The organism is Arthrobacter sp. J156 (assembly GCF_056172865.1).
This window is the reverse complement of the sequence record NZ_CM149650.1, coordinates 3,188,834-3,212,475: the sequence shown is the minus strand read 5'-3', so window position 1 is coordinate 3,212,475 and position 23,642 is coordinate 3,188,834. Positions and strand designations below refer to the sequence as shown.

The following is a 23,642-nucleotide window of genomic DNA, read 5'->3' as shown; positions in this document are numbered from 1 at the left end:
ATGTAAGGGTTGATGGACCACCGGACCGAGGATGCGATGACCACAGAGATTGACGACCCACCCGTCGGCAGACCACCCGAAAGCACACGCTGCCGCGATTTCGAGCGTTTCTTTGCCGCCCATCACGTCCCGGCCATCCGGTATGGACTGCGCCGTGGCTTGTCGGAGGCCGACGCGAAGGAGGTCGCGGCCGACGCGCTCCAGGTGGTGTGGGAGAAGTGCCCGGTTCTCGTCGACTCCGCGGTGCCGTTCCTCTACCGGGCGTGTAGGAATCTGTTGCTGCACGCCCTGCGGAGCGGGCGCCGGCGCACCGAAGCCGAGGACCGCGCCCGCAGGGCCTTCGTCATCGCCGACGCGGGGCATGACGCCGAAGCGCTCGATCACGTCCGCGATGCCGTCGACGCCCTGGGGGAACCCGCCCGGGAGATCATCCGCCTGCTCTATTGGGACGGCCTCACCGCGGCGCAAGCGGCCGCCGTCGTCGGCAGCACGGAACAAGCGGTCTGGGCGCAAGCCAGCCGGGCCCGTCGCCAACTCGCCCGGATCCTGAAGGAGAACCAGCATGAGCACTGACCTCGAAGCCACGCTGCGCCGGGCCGACCCGGCCGCGGGCTATGTCCCCGATATCGACGCCGGCACCGTCTTGGCGGCGATCCTCGACACCCCCGGCCGCGCCAGCGACTGCGCGCGCCCGGTCGATGCTCCCATTCCGCTCCCCGCGGGTCCGGCGGCCGGACGTCGACGCCGGTGGACGGTCCGGACGGCGATGTTCGCCTCGGCAGCGGCCGTCCTGGCCGTTGCCGTCATCGTTCTCGCGGGCCATTCCCTGGCCCCCTCCGCGGCAGTGGCCGGCCGCGTTCCCGCCCTGGTGGCGAGCGAGACCGGGCAGTCGAGGGACGCGGCGCTGAAGGATCTCCTCCTCAAGGCCCAAGGGAGCGACGACCCGGCGGGATACGATCCGGGCACGTTCCACATCCGGTTCCTCAACGAGTCCTACGTGCCGAGCGGCCCCGGCAGCGGGGATCCCAGCTCGGTCTTCAGCCCGGTCAGCGAAACGGAAACCGTCATCACGCCGCTGCCCGATGGCCGGTTCCAAGGCCGGGTGACCTACTGGGGCATCTTCTCGGCGAGGACCGGCGAACGCATTCCAGACTTCGACCGCACGACGGGCGAACGGATCCCGCCGGGAACCGAGGTCGTGTACGAGTTCACGCGCGAGGGGCAGCAGGGTCAGTCCATGGAGTCCACCGTTCCCGATACGGCCGAGGCCATCCACGAGTTGGTCCACGACTACTCGACCCCGGATTCCGCGATGTTCACCGGGTCGCGGGAGGTGGCCCTGTTCGAGGTCCTCGGGTTCGCCATGGCGGGCTGGAACCCCAGCCAGGACCAGAGCGCCGCGGTGCTCGAGCTGCTCATGGACATGCCGCACGTCGAGTTCGACGGCCAGGTCGCGGACCGCATGGGCCGCCCGGGCCTGATGTTCTCCGCCACGGGCAGCTACGCCCCGGGGACCGTGACCGACGACCGGAACACCTACCGGCATTCGTTCATCTTCGATCCGGAGACGGGCCACCTCAACGCCTACGAGCAAGTGGCCGGCGAGGACATCGACTACTTCGTCCCGGGCGGCACGCTCCGCAGCGCGACCGTCGCCATGCCCTAGGGCGTGTCTCCTAAATCGGGGGCGTGCTGGCTGGAATGCTTGAAAGGTGTCGAGAACATCTGTTTTGAGTGACGATCAGTGGTCTCGGGTCGAGCCCTTGCTGCCGAGTTCGGATGGGCGGCGGGGTCGCCCGTTCCGGGGTCACCGCCAAGTCGTTGAAGGCATTGTTTACCGCTACCGCTGCGGCGTTGCCTGGCGGGATCTTCCCGCAGGGTTCGGTCCGTAGCAGACGGTGTGGAAGCGGCACCGCCGATACGCGTCTGACGGGACGTGGGACCGGATCCATGGAAAGCTTCTGGCCGAAGCCGATGCCGCGGGGCTGATCGATTGGACCGTGTCGGTGGACTCGACCATCAACCGAGCCCACCAGCACGGGACGAACCTTCCCCGCACCACAGGGGGAACTCCCGAATTACAAGAAACTGTTTGCCGAACCGCCTGACCATGCGATTGGCCGGTCCCGAGGCGGCCTCAGCACCAAGATCCATCACGCGTGCGATGGGAAAGGCCGGCCCCCGGTAATGATTCTCGGCCCCGGACAGGGCGGCGACTCTCCCATGTTCCCCGTCGTCATGGAAGCGGTCCGGGTTCCCCGCCTCGGCGGCGGCCGGGCCAGAACCCGGCCCGATGCGGTGATGGGCGATAAGGCCTACTCGTCCAGGGCGAACCGCTCCCTGTTGCGCGGCCGTGGCATCAAGGCTGTGATTCCGGAACCCTCCGACCAGATCGGACACCGCAAACGCCGCGGTTCACGCGGAGGGCGGCCGGTGAACTTCGACGCTGAGACCTACAAAGGCCTCAATACCGTCGAGAGATCCTTCAGTCTCTTCAAACAATGGCGCGGCATCGCCACCCGCTACGACAAACTCGCACTGACCCACCGCGCCGGCGTCGTCCTTTATGCCGTCGTCATCTGGCTACGCCAATAAGGAGACACGCCCTAGCGCGGGCCCCGGAACCCGGACGGGCGCGGCGGAGCAGACCACGCGGGGGCGGGGCCCGGCTCAGAGGGCGGCGACCAGCTCCACCTCGAAGCCGTCGGCGTTCTCGAGGTAGGCCGCGTAGGTTTCGGGCCCGCCGGCGTGCGGGTGCAGCTCGGGGAACAGGAGGCGCCAGCCGTGCCGGGGCGCCTCGGCCGCGAGTTCGTCGACGCTGCCCGGATCACCGGCGTGGAAGGCGAGGTGGTTCAGTCCCGGACGGCGGCGCTCGTGCTCCGCGCCGAGCAGGTCCGGGGACTGTTCGACGACGAGGTAGGTCCCGCCAAGCCGCCAGCTGCGCCCGGCCGGCCAGTCCTGGAACGGCTCGTAGCCGAGCTCCCCGAGCAGCCAGCCCCATTGCGCCGCGGCACGGTCGATGTCCGGCACCCACAGCTCGACGTGGTGCAGCAGTCCGGTCTTCGGCGGGATCCCACGCATCCGGCGATCCTACCGGAGCCTCGCCGGACGGGGCGCGGCCAGCGGTGCCGTACTGTGAGGGGCAGGGAGCAACTCCTGCTCCTGTCAGGAAGCGGTTGAACTAGCTTCCGCGAGGAGCACATCCATGGCCAACAAATCCCCGAACAAGTCCTCCGCCAAGAAGGTCGCCGGCAAGACGATCAAGGAAAAGCGGCTCGACAAGAAGGCGAAGGCCGCCGGGGCCGCGGCCTCGGAGATCGTCTCCATCACCAAGAAGCGCTGATCCGCGTGGCCCTGCTGAGCATCGGCGTCCTGGCCACGAGCCGCAAGGCCGACGAGCGCCGGCTGCCCATCCATCCGTTGCACCTGGAGCGGATCGATGCGGAACTCCGGGACCGGATGATCCTGGAGCAGGGCTACGGGGAGCGCTTCGGCCTCTCGGATGCCCAGCTTGCCCCGCTGGTCGGCCGGATCGCCCCGCGCGAGGACGTCATCGCCGCCGCCGACGTCGTGCTGCTGCCCAAGCCCCAGCCGGAGGACCTCGCCGAACTGCGCGACGGGCAGGTCCTCTGGGGCTGGCCCCACTGCGTCCAGGACCGCGCCATCACGCAGCTGGCCATCGACAAGCGGCTGACCTTGATCGCGTTCGAGGCCATGAACCACTGGGCGTCGGACGGCGGGTTCGGCCTGCACGTCTTCCACAAGAACAACGAGATGGCCGGCTACTGCTCGGTGCTGCACGCGCTCGAGCTCGTCGGCACCACGGGCGTCTACGGGCGCCGGCTCACCGCCGTCGTCATCGGCTTCGGCGCCACCGCGCGCGGCGCGGTGACCGCGCTGAACGCCCACGGCGTGCACGACGTCGAGGTCCTCACGAGCCGCGGCGTCGCCGCCGTCGGATCGCCGATCCACTCGGTGCGCATCACGCAGTTCGATCACGACGCCAATGCGCCGTACCTGAGCCAGGTCATCACCGAGCGCGGCCGGCTGCCCCTGGCCCCGTACCTCGCGGAGCACGACATCGTCGTGAACTGCACGCTTCAGGACCCCAACTCGCCGCTGACGTACCTCACCGAGGAGGACCTGCCCGCGTTCCGGCCGGGCAGCCTGGTCGTGGACGTGTCCTGCGACGAGGGCATGGGCTTCAGCTGGGCGAAGATGACGACGTTCAAGGAACCGATGTTCGACGTCGGGGACCACATCCACTACTACGCCGTGGACCACACGCCGTCCTACCTGTGGAACTCGGCCACGTGGGAGGTCAGCGAGGCGCTCATGCCGTTCCTGCGGAGCGTCCTCGAGGGCCCGGCCGGGTGGGACGCGAACGAGACCATCTCCCGCGCGATCGAGATCCGCGAGGGAGCCGTCGTGAACCCGGCGATCCTCGAGTTCCAGGACCGCTCCGCGGAGTATCCGCACCCCGTCGCCGCCGGCTAGGCTGCCGCCGCGGGCGGTGCGGCGCCCGCCTGCGGGGGCCACAACCGCTGGGCCGGCCGGTCCGGCGCCGGCCGTTCAGGCGCCGGCGCCCGGGCCGATCGGGAACACAAGCAGCGAGCCGCTCGCGGTGGCCACGACCTTGCCCGAGGCGTCGACGACCTTCCCCTCGGCGAACGCCACGCGACTGCCGGGCTTGACCACGGTCCCGGTGCACGTCAGCAGGCCGCTGCCGGCGGTGACGGCGCGCAGGTAGTTCACCTTGATCTCGAGCGAGGTGTAGCCCTGCCCCCGCGGCAGCGTGGTCTGGACGGCGCAGCCCAGGGCCGAGTCGAGCAGCGTGCAGACGAGCCCGCCGTGGACGATCCCGAGCGGGTTGTAGTGGGATTCGTTGGGCTCGCATGTGAAGGCGACCGTCCCGGCGTCGACCTCGGCGAGGGTGAAGTCCATGAGGCTCGCGATCGGCGGGCCGGGCAGCTCGCCGGCCAGCATTGCGCGCAGGTACTCGAGCCCGCTCATCGTGGGCATGGCGGCGGGGCCCGGGCGCGGGTCCTCCCATTCGACGATCCTGCGGCGTTCGGTCACGGCGTTCCTTCCCGGGGCTGGTTTCCGTTCAGCGTACGACGCCGGACGCCCCGGTCCGCCCTCCGCTGGCACCGGCGTATATCGAACTGTAAGGCCGTATAAGTTTTCTCTTATACGGCCAGGACCCTCCTCAGGTGGAGGGAACCGGAGCCAGGACGGGGATGCGGCGTCGCATCATGATTGCCTGCGCCTCACCATCTCGTTGATCCAGATCGGGGCGAACGGGGACGTGCAGTTCGGCGGGGTCGGGTAGTCCTTGAGGACCTCGAGGCGTTCGCCGATGTCGAGGGCGCGGGGGCGCAGGTCCGGGTTCTCGATGCCGATGTAGGCGAGGGACTGGTTCATGGCCCACTGCAGGCGGTCCGGGGCCTCCTTCATCTCGGCTTCGATCGTGTCGAGGAGGCCGGGGAGGTCGAGCCCGTCGGGCTTCTTCGCGATGCGTTCGCTGGTCAGCGCCCAGCCGGCGCTCGCGACGACGGGGTCCGGATCGGCCTTCCACTCGGTGCGGAGGTCCTCGGCGTGGGCGCTCTTCTTGACGACGTAGTTCACGAGCCAGTCGTGGACCTTGGGGACACGGGAGTCGCGGAGCATGGCATCGAGCTCGTCGCGCCCGAACGCCTTGGGCCGGCAGATCAGCAGCGCCAGGAGACGGGCGGGCGTGTTGCCGGTGGCCCACAGCTCGACGGCGAGGTCCTGCTGGGTCTTGAGCCGCTTGGCGATCGCGCGCAGCTTGGACAGGTTCACGCCGTGGTCGTCGCCGTGTTTCTCGTTCACGGCGCGCATCTTCGGGTCCTCGAGCGCCGCCAGCTCGGCCAGCAGCGCGTCGACGGTCTCCGTGGGCATCCCTACCTCCTGCTCGTACTGCTACCGGGACAAGCGTACGACGGCGGGGCTCGGCCTACGAGCATGCGTTGAGTTCAGGAGTGCTTCCAATGCGGGACCGCCAATTCCATTGCGCCACGATCGGGGCTCCCGCTAGATTGCTTGTAGCTTCACGTCACATCTTCATGGAGGGGGACCATGAACTCTGGATTGTTCGCCGTCATCGACACGGAAACGACTGGGCTTTTCCCGGGAAAGCACGACCGGGTCGCTGAGATCGCCATAGTGACCATGGACCGCAGCGGTCGGATCGTCGACCGCTGGGAGTCATTGATCAACCCCGAGCGGGATCTGGGAAAGCAATCCATCCACGGGATCCGAGCCCGAGATGTCCTCGCCGCGCCGACATTTCGTGATCTAGCGGATGAGATCGAGTGGCGACTGTCGGGAACGGTCGTCGTCGCCCACAACCTCTCCTTCGACGGCCGTTTCCTCGACGCGGAGTTCCAGCGGGCAGGACGACAGCTTCCGGGCCACTACCTTCCGAACGGCCTCTGCACCATGCGCATGGTGCATCGCTATCTCCCGGGCGGTGGACGGTCGCTCCAGGACTGTTGCGACGCATTCAGCATCGAACTCACGAATGCCCACTGCGCGGGTGACGATGCCGAAGCAGCGGCGGTACTGCTCTCTCGCTACATCGACCTCGACGATTCCGATCCCATCTGGGACGTCATGCTGGCGAGGGCCACGGACAGCCACTGGCGCAGCGATCCGCCGGTCGAAAGATATGTGCCCGTAGTTCGAGGGTCCGGCGCGCCCGCCGAGCCGGAGCACTTCTTGAATCGGATCGTCGTCCGCCTACCGGAGTTCACTGGTCCAGCCGAGCATGAGAACTACCTCGCCGTGCTCGACATGGCCCTCCTGGACCGCCATCTATCGGCGCACGAGGAAGCCATGCTCGTCGAAACGGCTCACGAACTGGGGATCGGTCGAGACGGGGCGGCGTCACTGCATCGACAATATTTCGAGCAGGTGGTCGAAGCAGCCTGGGCCGATGGAACGCTCACCGAACAAGAGTTGATTGACATTGCGGAAGTCGCTGCCCTTCTCGGAATCGACGAAGAGACACTCCGTGCCGCGCAGATTCCCCGAACACCGGAGCCCTCGACGGGCAACACCACGAACCCCGACGCCTCACGATTGCCTCCCGGGACTCTAATCGTCTTGACCGGCGACATGAGTCGGCCCCGCAGCGAGATCGAGGACATCCTCCGTGCCGCCGGCTTCGTCCCACGCCGGGCCGTCACCAAGAAGGTCGGACTCGTCGTCGCCGCAGACCCCGACTCCCTCTCAGGGAAGGCACGCAAGGCTCGCGACTATGGGATTCCGGTGGTCGGCGAATCTTTCCTCTGGCACCAGCTGGGTCTCGGCGACAATGCGTAGCAGAGTTCCGGACGGTGCCGGGTGGTCAGTTCGATGACTCAGTTCCATCGCCGTGGCCACTATCGGCGCGGCAAGGACGGCTACCGGCACTGGGTCAGCGGACACACGGTCAACCGTTCTTCGTCACGCGTTTCTCCTGTTCCCACAAGTCGGCCTGCCGCCCGCATCGATGGATCACGGAAGAGTGCAGACCGTCCTGCCGGCTGGGAGACGCTGTCGCGCACATACAATGCCCGCTGCCCTGTCTGTGGCGCGAACGTGTATTTCTATGCCAATGAGTTCGGCAGCAAGGTCTACTTTGACGACCTTGGCCCTCCATGGCCCAAACACCCGTGCACGGACGGTAGGGTCTGGGCTCGATCCAAGTTCTCTGAGCACCAATCCGTGGCGACGTCGAAGACCGGGAGTTCATCGCCGCGGATGCTCCGAAGCAACTTTGCCCAAGACAGGCTGTCACTGGTGTCGACGCGAAGTTCGACGAACGGGGCGGAAAGCGGAGACGTCTACGAAGGCACATGGCACTTTCCGTGCCCACTGGAAGACCTCTGGGCAGCTTGGGCCTCAACCGATTCGCTTTCAGAATGGCTCCACCCTCGCGGGGCAGCGACACCACTTGGCGGCATGCACCTAGATCTCCGCCCGGGCGGCAAGCTGGCCTACACGCTCATCGAAGGCGGAAGTGGGGACGCCTATCAACTGAAGTGTGCGTTCGACGCAGTGGAAGAGATGCGGAATCTTAGCTTCCGTTGGGGCCCCGGGCAGCCCGGGGCCTCGCTGGCCGTGACGATCCACGTCCGTTTCGTCAAAGTGCCATCTGGGTCAAAGCTCGCTGTCACGTTGACGGACTTGAGCGCTTACACCGACGGGCGCACAGCCCGCCATTGGGAGGCCACGTTGGACAACCTCTCGGAGTTCATCGACCATCGCCTAGGAAACGGGAACGGCTCGTCAATTTCGGAACGGCCGGCTTCTCTACTGACTCGGATTAGACGTCTCTGGTCGGCTCGATAGTCTCACTCGATGCAGGAGCCCGTGGAGCCACAGCATGGAGCCTATGACGCACCACCTTGCACCAACCATTCCCCTTCCGGCAGCCCCGGCCCGCCGAGTCGATTGATGATCGACACGATCCGGTCCACATCCTCCTCGGGGAACAACGCCTCGGGTCCGCCGGCCGCGATGTCCGTGTAGGGCGGCTCGTACAGCGCCCCGGCGTCCATCGGCCCGCCACGGGTGAGCTGCTTGATGACCATGTTCAACAGCTCGAGCTGCCGGCTGTTCAGCGTGGTCTCGGCGATGAAGTCCGCGAAGGCGTCCTGCACGGCCTGCTGGTCGAGCCCGACGAGCGAGCGGATGAACCCCGCCACGTCGCCGGCCGCGGCACGTTCCAGGTCTTCCGCGGAGCCGACGCCGCCCTCGGCGAGCATCTCCTCGAGCGCCCGCAGGTCCATCTCGGTCAGCGGCAGTCCGCGCCGCAGGCGCTGCACGGCCATGTGGTCCAGATGCTCCCGGACGTAGACCTCGACGCGTTCGCGGTAGAAGGAGATGTCGAACGCGGAGTGCCGTACGCCTTCCAGCTCGACCTCCGTCAGCTCGCCCACCGTGTCCTCGAAGTCGGCGTAGACGGGCTTGCGCCGCCTCTTGTCGAGATGGCGGACCAGCCCGCGCAGCCTCCTGCGCACCGTCTCCAGCCACTGGGGATCCACGCCGGCCCACTCCGGGTCGGTCACGGCCATCTCGGCCACGGCCTCGATGACGGCCAGCTGCGCCGCGACGTGCGGTATGTTCGCCTTCTCCCGCAGCGCCTCGGCGATGCGCACGAGCCGTGTCCCGAGGACGGCCAGCGCCGCCGCGTCCCCCGTCAATGCCGCGAGCTCGGTCCGCAGCGCGAGCAGGTCGAAGCGCTTGGCATCCTCGTCCGTGTCCGCCGACCCCACGACGGCCACGCCGGCGAGCTCCGCGAGCACCTGCTCGGCCTGCGCCGCGGACGCCTCGCTCAGGTCCTCCCAGGCCAAGTCCTCCGCGAACCGCTCGACCTCGGCTAGCCGGGGCCGGACGAGGAAGTTGTTCCGCGGCAGAGAACGCACCACGGCACCCAGGGTGCCGACCAGATCGGCGCGGAAGCCGGCGTCGTACTCCCGTTGCGTCGCCGCGAGCAGCAGCCGCACCCGCGTGGCGAACGTCCGCGCCGCGAGCGACGGCGTGAGCACCGTGTCCGGCGCGTCCAGCCCGGCATTGAAGTACTCCGCGTTGCCGCAGACGTCGAAGACCAGGAAGCCGTCCTTGTCCTCCCCCGGGCCGTAGAGCTCCGGCCGCAGGCGCGTCCCGCGCCCCACCATCTGCCAGAACTTGGCCTTGGACCGCACGGGCTTGAAGAACACCAGGTTCACGACGTCGGGGACGTCGATCCCGGTGTCCAGCATGTCCACGCTGATCGCGATGTCCGGCGCCTTCGCCGGGTCGGAGAAGTCGTCGATGAGGTCCTGTGCGTAGTTCACGCTGTGCGTGATGACACGGGCCACGTGCCCCGCCCCGGCAGGATAGTTCGCGTCGAAGCGCTCGCGGATGAACTCGGCGTGGTCCTGGTTGCGCGCGAAGACGATCGTCTTGCCCAGCCGGTCCCCGCCGGCCACGCGGCGCCCCCGCTCCATGAGCACGCGCAGCACGTGGTCCACGGTGTCGGCGTTGAAGAGCCACCGGTTCAGCTCGGGCGCGGCGACCTCCTCGGGGACGAGCCCGTCCTCGTCCCACTCCTTCTCGTCCCACTCGGCCTGCTCCTCCGGGGAGAGGTCCTCGTAGCGCACGCCCTCGCGCACGAATCCGACGGGCACGTCGATGACGCGCGGCGGAACGAGGAAGCCGTCGGCGATGGCCTCGCCGAGCTCGTAGGCGCTCGTGGGGTTGTTGTCCTGGATCCCGAACAGGGCGTAGGTGTTGCGGTCGACCTCGTCGAGCGGGGTCGCGGTGAGCCCGATGACGAGGGCGTCGAAGTAGGCGAAGACGTGCCGGTACTTCTGGTAGACGGAGCGGTGGGCCTCGTCGACGATCACGAGGTCGTAGTAGCCGATCCCGCGGCGCTCGGGCCCGGTCAGCCGGCCCTCGCTGGAGCCGGCGATGATGTTCATGATGGTCGGGTAGGTGGCCAGGTGGATGCGGCTGCCGGCGGCGTCGTCGGTCCCGAGCCGGGCGGGCGAGGAGCCCGGGATGAGCGTCTTGAAGGCGCGGGCGGCCTGCGTGACCAGGGCGTTGCGGTCGGCGAGGAACAGGACGCGCTTGGCCCAGCGGTTCTCGGACAGGAGCTGGGTCAGTGCGACGACGGTGCGCGTCTTGCCGGTGCCGGTCGCCATGACGAGCAGTGCGCGGCGGCGGTCGGCGTCGAAGGCCTCGGCGACGGCGCGGATCGCGCGGTGCTGGTAGGGCCGGTCCGCGATGCCCTCGGGGATGACGGCGCCGGAGAGCGGGCGGCGCTGGGTGCGGCGGTCCACCATGAGCTGCAGCTCGTCGCGGGTGTGGAAGCCGAGGACCTCGCGCTCCGGGTAGCCCGTGTCCTCCCAGAGCCAGTGCCGGTAGCCGTTGGAGTAGTAGATGACGGGCCGCTGGCCGTAGGCGCTCTCGAGGGCGTCGGCGTAGAGCTTGGCCTGCTGCTTGCCGGCGTGCGCGTCGCGGCTCGTGCGCTTGGCCTCGAGGACGGCGAGCGGCTTGCCGTTGGCTCCCCAGAGGACGTAGTCGACGCGGCCCGCGCCGGTCCGCGAGCCGTCGGCCGCGGGCATCCCGGTGACGGGGAACTCGCGGACGCGGGGCGCGTCGACGTCCCATCCGGCCTCGGCGAGGTAGGCGTCGATGTAGACGCGGGTCCCGGCCTCGGTGTAGTCGTGCTCGTCGGGGATCGCCTCGTTGGCGGCCTTGGCGGCCTCGACCTGCTCCTGCAGCTCGGCGATGCGGGCCTCGTAGCCGGCCGCCGCCTCGGCGGCGCGCTTCAGCTCGGCGTCCTTCGCATCGAGGCGCTCGGCGAGCTTCTCCGCCTCGGCGCGGGTGAGTTGTACGACGCCGGGGCCCGGCCCGGGTGCCAGCAGCTGCGGATCGAAGCGGGTCCCGGGGGCGGGGCGCTCGGCCGCGCTCGCAGCGTAGCTTGCACCGAGCCAGTAGGCGATGTGGAAGGCCTCGGCGAGGACGTGGAGGGAGACCTGGGTGCTGACCGGGTGGTTTCCGTGGACGGCCTGGTTACCGAGCTTCCGGACGGCGTGCATCTTGTCCAGGACCCGCGCGGGGACGAGCGCCTTGAAGCGGTGGTCGGTGAGGCGGTTGTTCAACTCGTCCTTGAGCGGCACGCTCAGCGACGGGTCCGCCGTGTAGAGCCAGTCGACGATCTGCTCGAGCGTCCGCCGCGCGTAGAGCAGCGAGCTGCGCGGGTCCCGGGCGGCGTGGCGTTCAGCGTTCCGCGCCTCGCCGAAGATCCCGGGCCACCGGGACGCGAGGAAGCCGAAGTTGCTCCGGACTTCCTGCTGCTGGCTTCCTTCCACGCGCTTCTTCCCCCTGTGTCGCGCCCGACGTCTACGCCCATGCTAGTCAACACCCCCTGATTCCCGAGCCGGGTGACGCCGTAGGATTCCTCGCATGGAAGAACCGTCGTGGTCCAACAAGCAGCTCCGCCGGCTGGGTGAGTCCATCCGCGATGAGAGGACCCCACCGGCCGACCTGCCCCGCTACGACGAGGTCATGCTGCACTACAACGAGCTCGCATCCCGGACGCAGTCCCGCTTGATGGACTTCGACTGGACACTGTTGCTGGGCGGGAGGACCTTCGAGATCACGTCTCGTTCGAAGACGATCGACACCTTGCGCCAGAAACTCCAACGAGACCACGCGACTCCGCTGTCCAGCATCAGGACATCGCAGGTGTGCGATTCGGAGCCGAGATGACCTTGGACGAGCAAGATGGCGTGGCCACGGCGATCGCCGGATTGTTCGGCCATGACCCGACAACCTGCATCCGGGACATTCGGCAGGCTCCACATAGCGGCTACCGGGCCGTACATGTGTGGCTGCGGATACCCGAACGGATCGAGGTTCAAGTCCGCACGCACCTTCAAGGCATGTGGGCGAACATGTACGAGTCCGCGGCGGACGTCCTCGGGAGGGAGATCCGCTACGGCCAACTACCGTCGTCCGAGCAATCGCAGTCTCTGGTGCTCCGACTCCACGACCTGTCCGAGACCATTCAAGATATTGAAGCACGCCGAAATGATGTTGATCTCATGAGGCTTCGAACGGCTGAGATCGAGCGGTCGACGGGCGACGAGACCGGCGAGGCTTCGACAGAGCTCGGGAGTCGTAGACTCGAACTGGAGGAACTGCATCAAGCAACTTTGGCTGAAGAGCAACGCATGCTGGATCTATGCCGCAGATTGAGAGACCAGTTCACGGAAATCCGCGAACAGAGGAGGTAGGACCGATGTCAGGATTCGTCATTCAGTACGATCGCCGCACGGGCGACCGAATCGTGACCGTCTTCGACGGCGAAGACGGTCCGCGTCGCGCGCTTCTTGAACGGCTCCAGTTGGAGAAGCACCGTCTGGACGACGCGTGGGAGATCGTATCGCTGAACAGCGACTCCCTAGCTACGATTCAAAAGACGCATTCCCGCTACTTCACGGGACGTCGCCTCGCCTCGTCGGCCGCCTGACGTCCTACTCGAAGAAGTCCTCGTCGATGTCCACCACGTCGTAGCTCTGCGTCACCTGGACGCCGACCCGGTACTTCATCATGAGCGAGACCAGCCGCCGACCGTCGATCAGGACGATCCGCGTCGCGATGCCATCCGCATAGTTGCGCGCGTTCTGCGTGAAGGTGCTCGTGGTGATGAAAACTCCCCGGCTCGCGCCGAAGCCGTGGAGCGCGCCGATGAAGGCCTGGATCGCCTCGCGGCCGACGCTGTTTCCTTCTGCATAGCGCTTGGCCTGCACGTAGATCTGCTCCAGGCCGAGCGCGTCCTGGTCGATCACCCCGTCGACCCCGCCGTCCCCGGTACCGCCGATCCGCCGGCCGCGCTGCTCGGCGCCGCCGTAGCCCATGGCAACGAGCAGCTTGACCACGGCCTCCTCGAAGAACGCGGGGTCACTTCCGCGGAGCCGTTCGATCAGGCGTTCGCCGACATCGGCGTGGATCCGCCCGATCCCGGACTCGATCTGTTCCTCGGGCGAGAGTTCGTCGGATTCTTCCTCGGCCACCTCCGGCGCGGGAGCCACGGTCGGACGACGAGGGACGGGCCGATAGTCGCGATACGCGGCGATGCCCTCGAGGTCGGCTCGTGTGAGTCCGCCGGGATGACTGTCCATGAGGTCGCGGCCGAGCTGCGTGATGGAGAAGGTCGCGCGGGCTGGCCTTTCGATCGCCGCCGCGGTGGTGAGGTCGGAGATGGCCCAGCCGATGCGATTCTGGATCTTCGGTTGGCCGGAGTTCAGCACAACCTCGTGCTGTTCGGGCGTCATGCCGGCCTGCGTGCTGGCGGCGGCAATCAGGTCCCTGCGTTTCCATGCCTGGCCGTCGGAGACGACGGTGAGCACCGGAATCATGAAGTCCTGCCACGGAGGGATGCCGTCGCCAGTTGTCGGGTCGCCGCTCACAGTTCTCCTTTGAAAGCCCGGTCTTGAAGTGAGTGGAACAGGCTGTCGAGACTCATCAGTTGTGTCAGGAAGTCGCGTCTTTGACGCTCGATTGCCTGGAGTCGCTCTACAAAGGAGACCTGGAGCGGCATAGGTGGAACAGGGATCCTCAAGTCCCGAACCATAGAGAGATTGAAGTTCTTCTGTCGTACGCCTCTCCGCCTGGCCAAGTGCCGGGTTCGCCCAAGCCGAATCGCTTCGTACGCGAACTCGACCAAGACCTGTTCTTCATCGAGCAGACCAAATGCGATCGCTTGATTGCACGTAGCTTCGTCCGTCGTGATCCCAGCTTTCAGGGCGGCGGTGTCGTACATCCCTAGCAACAGGGCCCCGGTCGGCACTACTTTGGCCGACGAGGTCAGCAAGCCGTCCCTTGTAATGCACTCTCGCGATCCAAGAAGCCACTTCTGGCCAAGTTCCCCGGACGTGAACCAGCTGTAGCCTGGCCCGAAGTTGGCTCCGTTGCTCCGGAGAGGCGTGCCCCCGCTTTGCCAAACGCCAAGCTGACCCAGTGCGAGTTGAGTCCAACCATGCTCGTTGTCCACAGGATCACCGAACATCTCGTGGAAGATGGCCTGTCCGAGGGCGTCGAGGTGGGCGATGGCTTCGCGGCGCTTGGCGCGGAGGGCGTCGGCCTTGTCCAGAATGTCGGCGATGCGGCGCTGCTCGTCAAGTATCGGGAGATGGATGCGGATCTTGTGGACGTGCGCCGGTCTGGCACGTAGAAGCGATCCACCGACACCTGCCACTGTGCGAAGGAACTGTTGATGGAAGCCCTCACTGAGTAGAGCCTGCCGCATCCACGATGCCAAGAAATCGCCGCCACGAAAGACCATCCATTCGCCCGAGGCAACTTGCCTGCGGCCCTCGTCTTCGGGAACGACCCAAACACGGCGAATGTGCGGCACAATCTTCGAGATCATGACGTCACCGGGCATGACTAGCTGCTTCGTCGAACCGATCTCTCTTCCGTGAGTGACTTCAGGGAAACCGCGGTCGTAGGCAGGAATACTTAGAAGGTCGAATTCCTCGTTCGGATACTGCGCCGGATTCAGATTCTGTGTCCTGACTGCGAAGTCGCCCAACTCGAAGACTCTCACGCCAGCAGGCCCTTCAGTTCCGCCAGGCCGTCGGCGATCTCGCGGTCGAGCTTCTCGAGGTCCGCGATGATGTCTGCCGGGGCACGGTGCTCGACCTCGTCGTACTCGATCTCCTTGTACCTATTGATCGACAGGTCGTACCCGTTCTCCGCGATCTCCGCCTTCGGAACCACGAACGAACGCTCGGTGCGCGCACGGGCGCGCTCCGCCGTCGTACGTTCCTCCCCGAACTCGCCGCGGACCGCGCGCCAGCGCTCCAGCACCTCCGGCAGGTCCGAGGACTCGAGCGGCGTGCGCTTGTCGTCCAAGCTGAAGCCGTCCGAGCCCACGTCGTAGAACCAGACGTCCTCCGTGCCGCCCGAGTCCGTGCGCGTGAAGAATAGCACGGCAGTCGAGACCCCGGCGTACGGCTTGAACACCCCCGACGGAAGCTTCACGACCGCCTCCAGCTGCTGGCCCTCCACGATCTCGCGCCGCAGGTCCTTGTGCGCCTTGCTCGAGCCGAACAGCACGCCATCCGGCACGATCACCGCCGCGCGCCCGCCCGGCTTGAGCAGCCGCAGGAACAACGCCAGGAACAGCAGCTCCGTCTTCTTGGTCTTGACGACCTTCAGCAGCTCCTTCGACGTGTTCTCGTAGTCGAGGCTGCCGGCGAAAGGGGGGTTCGCCAGGATGAGGTCGTACTTGTCCACGTCGACCGAGTGCAGGTCCGCCAGCGAATCGCGGTTCTCGATCACCGGGTTCTCCACGCCGTGCAGCAGCAGGTTCATGGCGCCGATCCGGAGCATCGTGGAGTCGAAGTCGAAGCCGTGGAACTGCTCGTTATTGAAGAACGCGCGCTGCGCCGGGTCGAAGAGCAGGTCCGGGTTGTTCTCCCGCAGGTACTCCCCCGCCGCAACCAAGAATCCGGCCGTGCCCGCCGCCGGATCGCAGATCGCCTCGAGCGGCTTCGGGGCACGCATGTCCACGAGCAGCTTGATGATGTGCCGGGGCGTGCGGAACTGCCCGTTGGTCCCGGCCGAGGCGATCTTCGAGAGCATGTACTCGTAGAGGTCGCCCTTGGTGTCGCGGTCGTCCATCGGGATCTCGTCGATCAAGTCCACGGCCTTCTGCAGCAAGTGGTCCTTGGTGATGGTGAAGCGCGCGTCACGCATGTGGTGGCTGTAGGACGAGTCACTGCCGTCCGCCTTGCGCGTGAGCTCGTCGCGCAGGAACGGGAAGACGCTCTCACTGAAGACCTTGAACATCTCCGACTTGTCGAAGTTCTTGAAGACCGACCAGCGGAGGTCCTGGTACGAGCGGCCGAAGCGGTCCGCGCCTTCGGGGAAGACCGGGCGCTCGAGCGGCTTGCCGGTGCGGGCCGCGCGGCGCTCGGCCGCGATCTGCGCGTCGTCGAGGCGCTTGAGGAACAGCAGGTAGGTGATCTGCTCGATCACCTCGATGGGGTTCGAAATGCCGCCGGACCAGAAGGCGTCCCACAGGCGGTCTACGTGCGATTTCAGTTCCCCGGTGATCATGGGGACAAGGTTATCCCGGGGCACTGACAGTCAATTCACACCGTTGCCAGATCCCGCTCGCGGATCCACACGTTCATGGCAGCGATCTCGCTGGGCGTCTCACGCCGGATGAGGTCTTTCATCCGGTCGCTGACCGGATGAAGCTTCTCGGCCAGATAGACCGGTTCGGAAGACTCCTTGGCCCGTTTGGCCCATCGGGGGACGGGGGTCCGGGTCTTGGCTGCCACCCAGCGGGTCACTGCCTCCAACGCCGTCCGATAGCCATCGTCGTCGACGATCGGCGCGAGGGGCATCAGCACCCGCCCCGCAGACAGCGACGCGCTGGCGTACTCACCCAACAAGCGGATGGCGAAGTGGTAGTCGCCTTCGCGGACTGTTCGGGCGTATTCGTCTGCGAACTCACGGGCGGACGTCTCGTTCGCGGTGATCTCCAGACCGAGGACGCGCATCGCCTTCAGCACCAGTCCGAGGGACGCGCCATCCTTTCCCGCTTCCAAATCCACGATGAACTTGCGGGAGGCGCCGATGGCTTCGGCCAGGTCCTGCTGGGTGTAGCCATGCGTCTTCCGCCGCTCGCGCACTGTGCGGCCCAGGGCCTCCGCAGTCATTTCCATGCAGCCATGGTGACACCGTACGGTGACAATTTCACTCCCGCCCGCGGTCGCGGCCGTCCCGTGGACTTCTCGCACGCCGGGCCTCGGCGTCGTACTCCATCCTCGCTACACTGACGGCATCGGCGAAGTCAGGAGACGGTGCGATGTCGCAAGGGCGAGCGAGGACGCGTCGCGGGCCCGCGTCTCGGACGGTGACGGCCGCACTGCTTGCGCTCGGTGTCCTGACGGGCTGCGGGCCGATGCCCGACACCCCCGCCGGGCCGCGGGCCGACGCCGAGCTCGTTGACGGCGTCGACTGCTCCTCGGCCTCCGAAGTGCTGTCGCCGCCGGATCCCTCCGCACCGCGACCACCTGCCGCCGGCGCCATCCCAGCGGGCTTCGTCCCCGTCGAGCTGATTCGCTGCAGCTTCCTCATGGACGGCTACGAGGACGAGCAGGGGCTCTGGTCGGCGGTCGGCGAGGAACACCTGGCGGGAGACCTCGACGCGCTCGCCATCGCCCTGGACGAGCCGGACGACGGCCCGCGGATGGACATGGCCTGCACGGCCGACCTGGAGATCGTCCCCGACCTCTGGCTCGTCGACGCCTCGGGTCGGGCGATGAGAGCTGCGTGGCCCGTGAATTCCTGCGGCAAGACCAAGCCCGGAGTGCACGACGTCCTGGCCGGCATGGAGGTGGCCTCGACGAAGCGGATCCCGGTCACGTTGATCGAGCCGCGGGCCGCGCTCGACGCCGGCTGTCCGGCCACGTGGAGCATCACCGCCGCGAACGGCCTGGTCAGGCTGGCTCCGGAGGTCCCGGTCCGAATCGACGGCGGCGCGGGCGCGAAGTCCGACGGCGGTACGGGCGGTGGCGTGGCCGCGGACCCCGGCGTCGTGCCCGGCTCCGGCGAGGCCGACGCCCTGAGGATCTGCCACTACCGGGCCGACGCGGAAGAGGACAGGGATTCGACCCGCCCGCCGAACGGAGGAGCGGAGACGCCTTTCGAGATCGTCGAGCTCGTCTCGGGGACCTTCGCGAGCGGCGGGCACCTCGAGGGTCCAGCGGTGGAGGCCCTCCTGCGGGCCGCCGAGAGGCCCGCCAACACCGCCGCCCCCGCCTGCGAGGAACGGGCCACCGAGTTCGCGGTCCTCTGGCCGCTCGCCGGCGGGGAGGTCGTCGGCGCGCCACTCACGCTGGAAATCAACGGCTGCCGGCGGCTCTTCGACCCGCTCTCGCTGCCGCGGACGCTGCCGGACGACGTCCACGACGCCGTCGCCCGGGCGCTCGACGACTGAACCGCCGGAGTGCGCCGCGCCATCTGCCCGCGACGACTTCTTCCCACTTCCCGACCAGCCCTGGCTCCGGAACGCGGTGTGTCTCGCCGACTCGCCGGACCGACGCTGCGAGAAGTGAGCAACTTTGCACCGGGCTCCGCCCCGGAAGGCGCGCCCCGCCGTCGTACAGCGCACAACCCGCCCCGCACCGGGAGGAATAGCCGGCCCCGGAACCGCGTTGGGCCGGGTGTGAAGAAGATCGGCTTCCTGTCCTTCGGCCACTGGACCGACCACCCGCAGTCCGGCACGCGCAGCGCCTCCGACGCGCTGCTGCAGGCGATCGACCTCGCGGTCGCGGCCGAGCAGCTCGGCGCCGACGGCGCCTACTTCCGCGTCCACCACTTCGCGCGGCAGTACGCCTCCCCGTTCCCGCTGCTCGCCGCCATCGGCGCGCGGACCAGCCGGATCGAGATCGGTACCGGCGTGATCGACATGCGCTACGAGAACCCGCTCTACATGGCCGAGGACGCCGGCGCCGCCGACCTGATCTCGGGCGGCCGCCTGCAGCTCGGCATCAGCCGGGGATCTCCCGAGCAGGTGATCGACGGCTGGCGCCACTTCGGCTTCTCCCCCGCTGAGGGGGAGTCCGACGCCGACATGGGCCGCCGGCACGCCGAGCGCCTTCTCGAGGTGCTCGGCGGGGAGGGCTTCGCCGAGCCGAACCCGCGCCCGATGTTCGCCAATCCCCCGGGCCTGCTGCGCATCGAGCCGCATTCGGAGGGGCTGCGGGAGCGCATCTGGTGGGGCTCGGGTTCCAACGCGACCGCCGTCTGGGCGGCGGAGCTCGGCATGAACCTGCAGAGCTCCACGCTCAAGGACGACGAGTCCGGCAAGCCCTTCCACGTCCAGCAGGCCGAACAGATCGAGCTGTACCGCAAGGCGTGGAAGGAGGCCGGCCACGCGCGCGAGCCGCGCGTCTCCGTCAGCCGCAGCGTCTTCGCCCTGACGGACGAGCGCGACTGGCAGTACTTCGGCCGCGACCGCTTCAGCTCCGACCAGGTCGGCAACATCGATGAGAAGACGCGCGCGATCTTCGGCCGCTCCTACGCCGGCTCCCCCGACGAGCTCGTCGAGAAGCTCGCCCAGGACGAGGCGATCGCAGCGGCCGACACGTTGCTGCTGACCGTGCCGAACCAGTTGGGCGTGGACTACAACGCCCACGTCATCGAATCGATCCTGACACACGTGGCCCCGGGGCTCGGCTGGCGGTGACCCGCTGGCGTCGGGTCCCACTTCTGCCGCTCCCACTATCCACTGTCACAACGCATGGGTAGAGTCGGGCCGTGGGCCCGCGGCCTCCCCGCGCTCTTGCCACGACGGCGCGACGCCCCTCTCCCTCGCACCCACTTCCCGCAACACGATCCGTTCCCCGCTTGCTTCGCATGCGTCAAAACAGCGCGGGGATGGATCGTGTTGCGTCCGGGGCTGGGTTCGCGGCCGACCCCTTGACTATTGATCGATCTGCTGTTTGTATTATCTCACTGATACAAGACGGCTAGGCGAGGGAGGCGGACCGTGGCACATCGACAGCACGTCGCCGACCCCTCCCCGGCGCCCGGACCGGCACCCGGGGACGGCCTGGACGCCGCCACCGCCATCACCGTCGAGCCCGCGAACCCCGCCGGCCCGTCGGAGCAGATCCGGAGCCAACTGACGGCCCTCATCCAGAGCGGCCGGCTGCCCGCCGATACCCGCCTGCCGACCGTCCGCCAGCTCGCGGGCGACCTCCGCCTGGCCGCCGGCACGGTGGCCAAGGCCTATAAGGAACTCGAAGCCGCGGGGCTCGTCCGGACGGGTCGCGCCGCCGGCACCCGCGTCAATCCCGGGCAGGGCTCGGCCGGGCCGGCGCTTGCCGACGCGCTCGCCTTCGCCCGGGCCGCCCGCCGCGCGGGCCTGAACCTCGAACAAGCCCAGGGCCTGCTGGCCGTGGGATGGGAACGCTCCGTTCCCTGAGCGTCGTACGACTCCTCCGCCACCCCTCCCCGGCGTCCGCTCGCCGGGTGGCGGAGGGCCTCCCCCCGCGGAGGCCGCTGCGGACAACGGGCCCGGACCGGCCCCTGCGCAAGGTGGAACGAATCATGGACCTCTCGACCAGCACATATCTGGGACTCGCCGCCGTCCTACTCCTCATGGCGGCCCTGACGTGGGTGCTGCTGCGCGTCATCCCCCGCACCCGCGGGAAGCTGAGAGCGGAGACGGCACACCATGACGACGCCGGACGCCGCGCGGTTGCCTCGCTCCTGCAGGGCTGGGGCCCGGCCGGGGTCGCCGCCGTCGCCTTGGGACTCCTCGCCTACCTCGCCGCCACCGCGTCGGTCATCGGCTGGCGGGTCTCGCAGACGACGGCGGAGCGCGGCGATGGCGCGCTGGCCCAGCTGGCGCAGACGCTCGCCCCGGTGGCGGCGGCCTGCGTGGCGCTCGGCACGCTCGCGTGGTTCGCGGCCCGGCGCCGTCCTGGTCCCAATGCCGCGCCCGTCAGCGTGGCGTCGGCGGGACTCCGCCCCCGCGGCGCGCTGAGCTTCGGGCCGCGCTGGGCGCTCGCGATCCCCGCGCTGACCGCGCTCGTGCTGGGCGCGTGGCTCGTGGTGACTGGCCTGTTCTCCAGCCGCGATCCCTCCGGCCGCTTCACGCAGCTGACCGTGGACCGCCACACCGCCGCCGACGATCCGGCGGTCGGCTACGTCCCACCCCTGACGCCCTCGCAGGTCTCGGTCGACTTCCCGGGCTGGTACTACACCCTCCCGGTGATCGCCGCGGCCGCCTTCCTCGTGGGCCTGGCCGCGCTGCTGCTGCGGCGCCTGGCCCAGGCGCCACGGCCCCTCGACCCCGGGCTGCACCGGGTCGACGACCTCGCCCGGACCCTCAAGGCCAAGCTCGTCGCGACGCTCGCCGGCGCGGGGCTCCTGGGCACGCTGGCCTCGATCGCGGCGGCGACCGGCGGGGCCCTCGCCACGGTCGCCGGCGACTTCCGGCTGGCCGGGACGGGCGTGGAATTCTTCTACCACGAGGCCATGCTGAGCGGATATTGGATCTACCTCGGCGCCGTCCTGCTGCGGCTGCTCGCCCTGGTCCTGCTCGTCATCGCGGCCGGAGCCGCGCTCGAGCTTGCGGCCGCGCGGCAGGCCGCGGTCGCCGTCGTCCTGGGCGAGACTCCCCGGGGCCGCAACGCACACCCCGCCTGACCCCCGGCGCACACCCCGCCTGACCCCCGGCGCACACCCCCCTACCCAGCGTCGCTTCGCGTGCGCCGGAGAGATCCGGGGATCGAGGGCGTTGCCGATCGGAGGGGCCGGGTGGGGGCGTCCCGGGATCAGGCGCCCGGGAACTCCACCCAGCGCGGGCCCGCGGAGACCGCCCCGCTCCAGATCCGCTCCGGCAGCCCGGTGTCCCGCGCGACGCGGTAGACGGCCGCGGTATCCGACGCCTCGCCGCACGCCACGAGGAAGCGACCCGAGGGGTCGAGCCCCATCCCGCGCGGCTGACGCTCCGTCTCCACGGCGGCCACGTACTCCAGGACCCCCGCGGAACCGTCCCACCGCAGCACGTTCACGGTGCTCGTCGTGCGCTCGGACGCGTAGAGGAACCGGCCTTCCGGATCGACGCACAGCTCGGCACACCAGATCGCGTTTGGATCCGGATCCGGCCCCGTCCCGTTGCGCACGCGGCCCGGGACCAGCCCGCGGTCCGCCGGGACGGCCGAGGTCCGGGCGACTTCCTCGAGGCCCCCCGTCTCCGCGTCCCGGCGGTAGGCGATGACCTCGCCGGACATCTCGGTCAGGACGAAGAGGTGGCGCCCGTCGGGCGAGAAACGCAGGTGCCGCGGCCCGCTGCCCGCACCGGTCGCCACGCCGTCTGCCGGCTCCCCGAGCGTTCCCTCTGCGGTCCACGGCCACCAGGCGACGGCGTCGTCCCCCAGCCCGGTCGCGTAGACGAACCGCCCGTCCGGCGAGGCGAGGGCGGCGTGGGCGTGACGGCCCGGCGAAGGCGAGGGTCCGCGCGCGGGTGCGGCTGCGCCGTCGTCGTCGATGCCCAGGGCGAGCACCCGGTGGCGGTCGTAGGACGCGCCGATCAGCGCCCGCCCGTCCGGGGTCTCGGCGAGGTGGGCGAGCTTCACCTCCGTCGCTGTGCCGCCGAGGGGTTCGAAGCCGGCCCCCGCCAGTGCGAACGTCGCCACGGACGGCGGCGTCGAGCCGAGCGCGACGTGCACCCGGCCGTTGCGGCCCAGGGCCAGGCACTGCACGGGCGCGTCCGTCGCGAGCCGGCCCGCCGCCTCGACGCTCCCCGTCGCCGGGTCGATGGACAGCACGTCCACGCTGCGGCCGGCGTTGCAGCCGAGCAGGACGGTGATCGCGCCGTCGGCAGGGGACGCGGGGTTCTCGGACGGGGTCACGGGGGCCTCCTGGTCGGCGGGGCGCGCGGAGGTGTCCGGGCGCGGGGCGGCCACGCGGGCCGTTGGCTCACGATCCTATCGGGGCCGCGCGGGCTGGCATGATGAGGGGACGACGCCGGTGCCCCCGTCCGGGGTCCGGTGCACGACGGCGGAGCGGCGGGTTGTGGTCGAGGGCATGCGCAAGGTCGGGGACCGGGAGTACCGAGTGGACCGTGACCGGGGGATCCCGTGGGAGTGGATCGTTACGCCGGTCCTGATGGTCGTGCTGATGGCCTTGGCCCTGGGCGATGTGCCGGGTCTCTCCTACTACGCCCTCGCGATCGGCCTTGCCATCGCCCTGGTCCCCCTCGGAACCTGGTGGGCGCGTCGCCGAAAGCGGCACTCGCTCGGCGGGTCCGCGGCGGCTCCGGGATCCGCACGGGTCTCGACGGGCGGCGCCGAGCCCAGATCGCCGCAGGACCCACCGCGGCAGGGCTGAACCATGCGGGCTGCCGGTCAGGGTTCCAGCAGCCGCCCGTCCACGGAGCGGTGCAGCTCGCCGAACCTCAACGGGCCTCCGTGCAGCAGGACCACGATCATGGCCGTCCACTTGTTGGCGATGCGGGCCAGCGAGGCGCGCGACGGGCACTTCGCGGAGAACACGGTCCATTGCCTCGTCATGGGAATCCGGCCTCTCTGGTCACGTTGAAGTAACCG

24 protein-coding genes and 1 pseudogene are annotated in these 23,642 nt (G+C 68.7%); 15 read left to right on the top strand and 10 right to left on the bottom strand.

The window, feature by feature from the left end; genetic code table 11:
- The first annotated feature begins 36 nt into the window (after window positions 1-36).
- The 3 genes and pseudogenes from AC0QR5_RS14930 (at window position 37) to AC0QR5_RS14920 (ending at window position 2,595) form a co-directional block, all read left to right on the top strand.
- A complete protein-coding gene (locus AC0QR5_RS14930; protein ID WP_329862126.1) occupies window positions 37-573 on the top strand; it encodes an RNA polymerase sigma factor in 537 nt (178 codons plus the stop codon).
- Window positions 563-1,666: a hypothetical protein gene (locus tag AC0QR5_RS14925; protein ID WP_329862127.1), complete on the top strand. Its 1,104-nt coding sequence runs from the start codon at window positions 563-565 to the stop codon at window positions 1,664-1,666. Before AC0QR5_RS14930 ends, AC0QR5_RS14925 begins: the two co-directional genes overlap by 11 nt.
- Before the next feature lie 46 nt (window positions 1,667-1,712).
- Window positions 1,713-2,595, top strand: a pseudogene (locus AC0QR5_RS14920) (IS5 family transposase).
- A gap of 75 nt (window positions 2,596-2,670) precedes the next feature.
- On the opposite strand, the gene AC0QR5_RS14915 reads toward AC0QR5_RS14920, so the two are convergent.
- Window positions 2,671-3,081, bottom strand: a complete 411-nt coding sequence (locus AC0QR5_RS14915; RefSeq protein ID WP_329862128.1) for a VOC family protein — start codon at window positions 3,079-3,081, stop codon at window positions 2,671-2,673.
- Window positions 3,082-3,205: 124 nt separating this feature from the next.
- Between AC0QR5_RS14915 and AC0QR5_RS14910 the strand changes: the two genes are divergently transcribed.
- Window positions 3,206-3,343, top strand: coding sequence for a hypothetical protein (locus tag AC0QR5_RS14910; RefSeq protein ID WP_329862129.1), 138 nt, complete (start codon window positions 3,206-3,208; stop codon window positions 3,341-3,343).
- Between the two features lie 5 nt (window positions 3,344-3,348).
- Window positions 3,349-4,497, top strand: a complete 1,149-nt coding sequence (locus AC0QR5_RS14905) for a N(5)-(carboxyethyl)ornithine synthase (RefSeq protein ID WP_329862130.1) — start codon at window positions 3,349-3,351, stop codon at window positions 4,495-4,497.
- Window positions 4,498-4,572: 75 nt separating this feature from the next.
- On the opposite strand, the gene AC0QR5_RS14900 is transcribed toward AC0QR5_RS14905, so the two are convergent.
- Both AC0QR5_RS14900 and AC0QR5_RS14895 read right to left on the bottom strand, forming a co-directional pair.
- The gene (locus tag AC0QR5_RS14900; protein ID WP_430970742.1) at window positions 4,573-5,022 is read right to left on the bottom strand and encodes a PaaI family thioesterase; all 450 of its coding nucleotides are present in this window, start codon (window positions 5,020-5,022) and stop codon (window positions 4,573-4,575) included.
- Between the two features lie 231 nt (window positions 5,023-5,253).
- On the bottom strand, window positions 5,254-5,922 hold the full coding sequence (locus AC0QR5_RS14895) for a DNA alkylation repair protein (RefSeq protein ID WP_329862132.1): 669 nt from the start codon (window positions 5,920-5,922) through the stop codon (window positions 5,254-5,256).
- Between the two features lie 177 nt (window positions 5,923-6,099).
- On the opposite strand from AC0QR5_RS14895, the gene AC0QR5_RS14890 reads away from it, so the two are divergent.
- Both AC0QR5_RS14890 and AC0QR5_RS14885 read left to right on the top strand, forming a co-directional pair.
- Complete coding sequence (locus AC0QR5_RS14890) at window positions 6,100-7,347, top strand: exonuclease domain-containing protein (RefSeq protein WP_329862133.1); 1,248 nt, start codon at window positions 6,100-6,102, stop codon at window positions 7,345-7,347.
- 33 nt (window positions 7,348-7,380) lie between these two features.
- Window positions 7,381-8,358 carry an SRPBCC family protein gene (locus AC0QR5_RS14885; protein WP_475372478.1) on the top strand — a complete coding sequence of 326 codons (978 nt, stop codon included), beginning with the start codon at window positions 7,381-7,383 and terminating at the stop codon, window positions 8,356-8,358.
- Between the two features lie 41 nt (window positions 8,359-8,399).
- Here the strand turns inward: AC0QR5_RS14885 and AC0QR5_RS14880 are convergent, their stop codons facing one another.
- Window positions 8,400-11,867 carry a DEAD/DEAH box helicase family protein gene (locus AC0QR5_RS14880; protein WP_329862134.1) on the bottom strand — a complete coding sequence of 1,156 codons (3,468 nt, stop codon included), beginning with the start codon at window positions 11,865-11,867 and terminating at the stop codon, window positions 8,400-8,402.
- 94 nt (window positions 11,868-11,961) lie between these two features.
- Between AC0QR5_RS14880 and AC0QR5_RS14875 the strand changes: the two genes are divergently transcribed.
- From AC0QR5_RS14875 to AC0QR5_RS14865, 3 genes are read left to right on the top strand one after another with little or no spacing between them, the layout of a single operon-like run.
- Complete coding sequence (locus AC0QR5_RS14875) at window positions 11,962-12,267, top strand: hypothetical protein (protein ID WP_329862135.1); 306 nt, start codon at window positions 11,962-11,964, stop codon at window positions 12,265-12,267.
- Window positions 12,264-12,794: a hypothetical protein gene (locus AC0QR5_RS14870; protein WP_329862136.1), complete on the top strand. Its 531-nt coding sequence runs from the start codon at window positions 12,264-12,266 to the stop codon at window positions 12,792-12,794. Before AC0QR5_RS14875 ends, AC0QR5_RS14870 begins: the two co-directional genes overlap by 4 nt.
- Before the next feature lie 5 nt (window positions 12,795-12,799).
- On the top strand, window positions 12,800-13,030 hold the full coding sequence (locus AC0QR5_RS14865; RefSeq protein WP_329862137.1) for a hypothetical protein: 231 nt from the start codon (window positions 12,800-12,802) through the stop codon (window positions 13,028-13,030).
- Between the two features lie 4 nt (window positions 13,031-13,034).
- On the opposite strand, the gene AC0QR5_RS14860 is transcribed toward AC0QR5_RS14865, so the two are convergent.
- Genes AC0QR5_RS14860 through AC0QR5_RS14845 form a run of 4 tightly spaced genes read right to left on the bottom strand, consistent with a single transcriptional unit; the run spans window position 13,035 to window position 17,240 of the window.
- The gene (locus AC0QR5_RS14860) at window positions 13,035-13,970 is read right to left on the bottom strand and encodes a restriction endonuclease (protein ID WP_329862138.1); all 936 of its coding nucleotides are present in this window, start codon (window positions 13,968-13,970) and stop codon (window positions 13,035-13,037) included.
- Window positions 13,967-15,109: a restriction endonuclease subunit S gene (locus AC0QR5_RS14855; protein WP_329862139.1), complete on the bottom strand. Its 1,143-nt coding sequence runs from the start codon at window positions 15,107-15,109 to the stop codon at window positions 13,967-13,969. Before AC0QR5_RS14855 ends, AC0QR5_RS14860 begins: the two co-directional genes overlap by 4 nt.
- Window positions 15,106-16,626 (bottom strand): type I restriction-modification system subunit M, encoded by a 1,521-nt coding sequence (locus AC0QR5_RS14850; RefSeq protein WP_329862140.1) that lies wholly within the window; start codon window positions 16,624-16,626, stop codon window positions 15,106-15,108. The genes AC0QR5_RS14855 and AC0QR5_RS14850 overlap by 4 nt, the downstream gene beginning before the upstream one ends.
- 35 nt (window positions 16,627-16,661) lie before the next feature.
- Window positions 16,662-17,240 (bottom strand): helix-turn-helix domain-containing protein, encoded by a 579-nt coding sequence (locus AC0QR5_RS14845; RefSeq protein WP_329862141.1) that lies wholly within the window; start codon window positions 17,238-17,240, stop codon window positions 16,662-16,664.
- A 191-nt stretch (window positions 17,241-17,431) separates the two neighbouring features.
- On the opposite strand from AC0QR5_RS14845, the gene AC0QR5_RS14840 reads away from it, so the two are divergent.
- The 4 genes from AC0QR5_RS14840 (at window position 17,432) to AC0QR5_RS14825 (ending at window position 21,738) form a co-directional block, all read left to right on the top strand.
- Window positions 17,432-18,517: a hypothetical protein gene (locus AC0QR5_RS14840; RefSeq protein ID WP_329862142.1), complete on the top strand. Its 1,086-nt coding sequence runs from the start codon at window positions 17,432-17,434 to the stop codon at window positions 18,515-18,517.
- A 228-nt stretch (window positions 18,518-18,745) separates the two neighbouring features.
- Entirely contained in the window at window positions 18,746-19,768 is a 1,023-nt protein-coding gene (locus AC0QR5_RS14835) for an LLM class flavin-dependent oxidoreductase (RefSeq protein WP_329862143.1), read from the top strand.
- 303 nt (window positions 19,769-20,071) lie between these two features.
- Entirely contained in the window at window positions 20,072-20,509 is a 438-nt protein-coding gene (locus tag AC0QR5_RS14830; protein ID WP_329862144.1) for a GntR family transcriptional regulator, read from the top strand.
- Window positions 20,510-20,634: 125 nt separating this feature from the next.
- Window positions 20,635-21,738, top strand: a complete 1,104-nt coding sequence (locus tag AC0QR5_RS14825; protein WP_329862145.1) for a hypothetical protein — start codon at window positions 20,635-20,637, stop codon at window positions 21,736-21,738.
- Between the two features lie 128 nt (window positions 21,739-21,866).
- On the opposite strand, the gene AC0QR5_RS14820 is transcribed toward AC0QR5_RS14825, so the two are convergent.
- On the bottom strand, window positions 21,867-22,946 hold the full coding sequence (locus AC0QR5_RS14820) for a lactonase family protein (protein WP_329862146.1): 1,080 nt from the start codon (window positions 22,944-22,946) through the stop codon (window positions 21,867-21,869).
- 205 nt (window positions 22,947-23,151) lie between these two features.
- Here AC0QR5_RS14820 and AC0QR5_RS14815 point away from each other — a divergent pair, with 205 nt between their 5' ends.
- On the top strand, window positions 23,152-23,424 hold the full coding sequence (locus tag AC0QR5_RS14815) for a hypothetical protein (RefSeq protein WP_329862147.1): 273 nt from the start codon (window positions 23,152-23,154) through the stop codon (window positions 23,422-23,424).
- Between the two features lie 17 nt (window positions 23,425-23,441).
- Here the strand turns inward: AC0QR5_RS14815 and AC0QR5_RS14810 are convergent, their stop codons facing one another.
- Window positions 23,442-23,606 carry a winged helix-turn-helix transcriptional regulator gene (locus tag AC0QR5_RS14810; RefSeq protein WP_329862148.1) on the bottom strand — a complete coding sequence of 55 codons (165 nt, stop codon included), beginning with the start codon at window positions 23,604-23,606 and terminating at the stop codon, window positions 23,442-23,444.
- Between the last annotated feature and the right edge of the window lie 36 nt (window positions 23,607-23,642).